Origin of the sequence: Acidovorax sp. BoFeN1, assembly GCF_003345135.1 — a bacterium.
GTDB lineage: Bacteria > Pseudomonadota > Gammaproteobacteria > Burkholderiales > Burkholderiaceae_C > Acidovorax > Acidovorax defluvii.
Window position 1 is genome coordinate 1 of record NZ_QOZT01000147.1, and the last position, 4,360, is coordinate 4,360.

Genomic DNA, 4,360 nt, shown 5'->3' on the forward strand with positions numbered 1-4,360 from the left:
CCCAGAAACCGCCCCGGTGGCTGCCCCACCGATTTGCGCACCATGGCGCTGAAGGCGCTGGGGCTGTAGCCCAGTTCGGCGGCGATCTGCCCCATGGGCATGCGGCCCGCAGCCAGCGACACGGCCTTGGCCAATATCACCTGCTGGCGCCACTGCGTGAAAGTGCTCGAGAGCTCGGTGCGAAACAGCCGCGCCACCGTGCGCGGGCTGGCGCCTGTGTCCTGTGCCCAGGCGCTCAGGGTTTCGTGGCGCGTGGGGTCGGCCAGCACCGCCTCGCACAGGTGGCGCAGGCGCTTGTCGTGCGGCAGGTCTACGCCCAGCTTTACGGCGGCGGCGCGGCGCAACTCGCCCAGCACCAGGGCGTTCAGGTGGCGTTCGCGCGTGCGTTCGTCGGGGGTGAGGGCGGGGCCGTCGTCAGCCCATCGCCGCAGACGCCAGACGGGATGATCACGCTCCAGCCAGTCATCACTGGTGATTTTCTGGTGCCAGGTGTGCAAGAAAATTTTTAGGCAACCCGGTGTCACATGTGTGCGCATGCACCAAAGAGGCCAGATCGGCCTTGTTTTTGATATTCAGCTTCACGTAAGTCGTTTCAATATGCCGCCGCACTGTCGCCGGTGAAATAGACAACTCTTGGCCGATTTCTTTGTAAGTCAATCCTGTTCCGTAGAACTGGGCTACAGCCTGCTCTCGCGGTGTCAATGCATCCAGTCGATTTTTGGGACGTACAGATAGGAAGCAAAAATGACCAGCCCAGCTTGCCTGCATCAGAAGACGTCCAATTGCTTGACGATGCTGAGGATTTTTCAAGAAGTTTTGCAGCAGGCGATGGGGTACTTTGAAACCTTCGTACTCTGGAAACACACCTCGCATGAAATTCTCGAAAGAATTGTCCTGGTACACGATCACGCCTGACACGTCAAAAATACAGAACCCGCCAATGGGGTCCGCGCTGCTCAATGAAATCTGGTGCGAAAACAATGCCCTGTTCACGCGAAATGACTCTCGAACATGCGGCATCAATATCTTCAGGGCGGTGGTTTCTGCAGACTGATAGGCCCACTTGGTATCCGCACGGCGCAACGACAAGCCGAGCTGGCCGTGTTTTGGGCAGTAGTGAGGCGCGATGGCGAGAACGTGCGAGTGGCGCCTGCGTTTGACAAAATCGCGAATATCGCGTTCCGCATACCCGCTGATAAATTCAGTCACATCCAGATTGACCGCTTTTCCTGGTGACCCAAAGATGGCTTTCGTGACGGGATCTCTATTGGCGATAGACATGTACTCGTCATTAATTTTTGCTTCTTCTTCATAGTTGAACGCATAGCTTGCAGACAGCTGGCCATCGACCCCCATCTTTGCCAGGCCGATCAGAGCCGTATCAAAGTCAATGAATTTTTTGATGATCTCCAGTGCATAGCGGGGAAAAACGGTGATGGGTTTGTGCTGAGCACCTTCGTAAAGATCCAAAAGAGCGGTAGAGAGCGTTTGGGCAGACAAAGCCATGAGGAGAGATACGACCTTTGGAGTCGCATGAGTGGGTGTGACGGCACAAAAGCTATAGGGCATCTGCCCCATAGCGAGAAGCTGTATTTGCTTCTAAATTCTACTTTGTAACAGAACATCGCAAGCAGGACTTCAAGGGAAATCAAGGGCCCTGCCGGATGACTGCTCGCCAAGCCTTTCTCTCCCAACTGTCATGCATCCTGACGGAGGTATTTTTCCCATGAAATTTCAAAAATTGATTTTTACAGCAACGATGGCAGCCGTATTGACGGCCTGCGGGGGAGGCGGCAGTGACGACACTAAAGCGCCGGTCGTGATGTCGCAGGGTATTTTTGTAGATGCCCCGGTGAAAGGCCTTCAGTACACATCACCCAGCGCGAGCGGCGTGACCGACGCTATGGGAAAGTTTGACTACGTTCCAGGTGAAACCGTGACTTTTTCCGTTGGCGGAACCGTCATTGGATCGGCAGTAGGCGGGGCTGTGATTACCCCTGTCCAGCTGGTACCGGGCGCAACGGACGTGACCAATGACACGGTGACAAACATCGCTTCATTTCTGCAGTCACTGGACTCGGGTGGTACGCCCGACAGCCTGATTTCAATTTCCGATTCATCCCGTGCAGCGTTGGGCAGCAGCAAGTTGAACTTCGCTCAAACCCCCGCCGCATTTGCAGCTGACCCAGCGGTGAAAAACGCAATGGCTGCAGCTTCACCAGGGAAGCCATTGGTGAGTGCGCAGGCCGCTCAGAACCACATGACCAACCAGATGAATTGCCTGTATGCGGGCGTATGGGAAATCATTGGATCCAATCGCAGCAATCAGAAATTCACGGCAACCATCAGCGAAGTAGACGGCTCCATCAAAGGAACCACGGCGGCCGATCCGAAGTCATTCATGACGGGATCCATCCATGCGTACACAGGCTCCATCAATATTTCAGCCTATATTGCGCAGGCATATCCGGCGGGGCAATTTAACGTCGATGTCGGCAATGGCAGGTTCAGTGCCCGCGATTCCGTTTCTGGCACCTGGGGAAGCAGCCTCGTGGCAAGCTGGGATCAAACAAGCAACTATTCGGGCACTTGGACGGGCAAGCGCATCAGCACACCCACCGCTTGCGGCGGCACAGGCAGTACCCCCCCACCGGGCGGTACGGGTACCTCCGGGGCGTTGGCCTATACGGTTTACGGACCTGATTTATCCAGCAGCACGCAGATCGCCACCATCGCCACCAACGGTGCGGCTGTCACGACCAGCCTTCCGTTGAACTCCAAGTTGATAGCTACGTTCACGACCAGCGACGGCGGTGCCAATTACACGTGGGGTGGTGCATCCATCGGCGGCGGAGGCGAGAGGGCCGATGGAAACATCGCTTTGGCTTGCACCGGGACCACCATGCAGTCGGGCTACGCCGCAGTGTCAGCCAATATGAGCAAAGTAACTGACTTGACGAAAGCCTACGGTAAAACCTTCACTGAAAAATCGTGTGGGTCAGCAGACACCACTTTCACCTTCGCTGCCGATGGCTCGTCCAGCAACAATGTCGGCGATCGCTTTACCGCCGCCCAGACCAGCCAAATCTTCACATCGGCCGGGCTGACCGGCCCCGGTGGCTCCAACTATCGGGGCACGGCTTACAGCTATTCCCTGGGGGCAGTGACCCAGTATTTCTACGTCATTCAAGCAGATGAAACACCGGTGAATGGCGTGAAGCATGTATCGGTTGGATTTCAGCAATAGTTCACATTCGCGCTGTTCACAGCGCCGGCTCTTGCCTGATGCCGTTCAGTTAAGTCCGTCACAGCCATGAAGTCAAAAGGGGAACGTGTTCAACACGTTCCCCTTTTGTTTTCAGTCGGTGGTTGCAACAGGCACCGGAGCGCCCTGCGGTGGCCGCCAGCCTGGTCAGTTTGCGCTCTTGATCCTGGTCGCAAAGCCTTTCAACGCCTCGCCCGCAGCCTCGGGGAGCAATTTCCAGTATTTCTCCGGCGACACGGTTCCAGGATAGATCCTGATTTTTTCGCCCACCATGGCCCGCATCGCGTTCGGGTGTTTCACTTCCTCCACCGTGCTGTCGATCGGGCCGGGAATCAGGTGCGGATCACTGAGGTAGAGCTTGGCGTAGTAGATAGAGTTTGGCGTAGTCGCCGTTGTGACCCGCGGCAATGCGGGTCAGCCGTTGCCCCAGGCGCAGGCCGGGTTCAATCGCATGGTGGCCTTAGCCATCGCCCCAGAAGCTAAAGGATGGCACCTGGACATAAGCCAGTGGCGCATACAGGCGCACATGTAAGCTTGCTGCGTCCAGCGCTTTCTGGACATCCTTGTCGTAATAGGCCCCGTTCGTGGGGTACAGGCCCAAGGCGCTGTGCGCCATGCGCCTTGGGCGCTGCGTGCGCCGGTGGGGCAGAGCGTGCGAGCCTACTGGGCAGGGGTGGGCGGCTGCTGCCCGAGAAACCGCCCTGGCGGCTGCCCCACCGATTTGCGCACCATGGCGCTGAAGGCGCTGGGGCTGTAGCCCAGTTCGGCGGCAATCTGCCCCATGGGCATGCGGCCCGCAGCCAGCGACACGGCCTTGGCCAAGATCACCTGCTGGCGCCACTGCGTGAAGGTGCTGGACAGCTCGGTGCGAAACAGGCGTGCCACCGTGCGCGGGCTGGCGCCTGTGTCCTGCGCCCAGGCGCTCAGGGTGGCGTGGCGCGTGGGGTCGGCCAGCACCGCCTCGCACAGGTGGCGCAGGCGCTTGTCGTGCGGCAGGTCTACGCCCAGCTTTACGGCGGCGGCGCGGCGCAGCTCGCCCAGCACCAGCGCGTTGAGGTGGCGCTCGCGCGTGCGCTCGTCGGGGGTGGATGGTGG

At 58.4% G+C, this 4,360-nt stretch carries 4 protein-coding genes and 1 pseudogene; 1 reads left to right on the top strand and 4 read right to left on the bottom strand.

All coding sequences use genetic code 11. The features are described 5' to 3' along the window. Together DTW89_RS18780 and DTW89_RS18785 are read right to left on the bottom strand one after the other, a co-directional pair. A pseudogene (locus DTW89_RS18780) lies at nt 1-416 on the bottom strand (helix-turn-helix domain-containing protein); the annotation flags it as partial. A 49-nt stretch (nt 417-465) separates the two neighbouring features. Then, the gene (locus tag DTW89_RS18785) at nt 466-1,506 is read right to left on the bottom strand and encodes a helix-turn-helix transcriptional regulator (RefSeq protein WP_161555652.1); all 1,041 of its coding nucleotides are present in this window, start codon (nt 1,504-1,506) and stop codon (nt 466-468) included. A 193-nt stretch (nt 1,507-1,699) separates the two neighbouring features. Here DTW89_RS18785 and DTW89_RS18790 point away from each other — a divergent pair, with 193 nt between their 5' ends. Next, nucleotides 1,700-3,247, top strand: a complete 1,548-nt coding sequence (locus DTW89_RS18790) for a hypothetical protein (protein WP_161555653.1) — start codon at nt 1,700-1,702, stop codon at nt 3,245-3,247. Nucleotides 3,248-3,412: 165 nt separating this feature from the next. Here DTW89_RS18790 and DTW89_RS18795 read toward each other — a convergent pair whose 3' ends face one another. Both DTW89_RS18795 and DTW89_RS18800 read right to left on the bottom strand, forming a co-directional pair. Beyond that, nucleotides 3,413-3,673 carry a hypothetical protein gene (locus tag DTW89_RS18795; protein WP_114657037.1) on the bottom strand — a complete coding sequence of 87 codons (261 nt, stop codon included), beginning with the start codon at nt 3,671-3,673 and terminating at the stop codon, nt 3,413-3,415. A 252-nt stretch (nt 3,674-3,925) separates the two neighbouring features. Then, the coding region (locus DTW89_RS18800; RefSeq protein ID WP_147277682.1) for a helix-turn-helix domain-containing protein at nt 3,926-4,360 on the bottom strand (435 nt) is incomplete at its 5' end.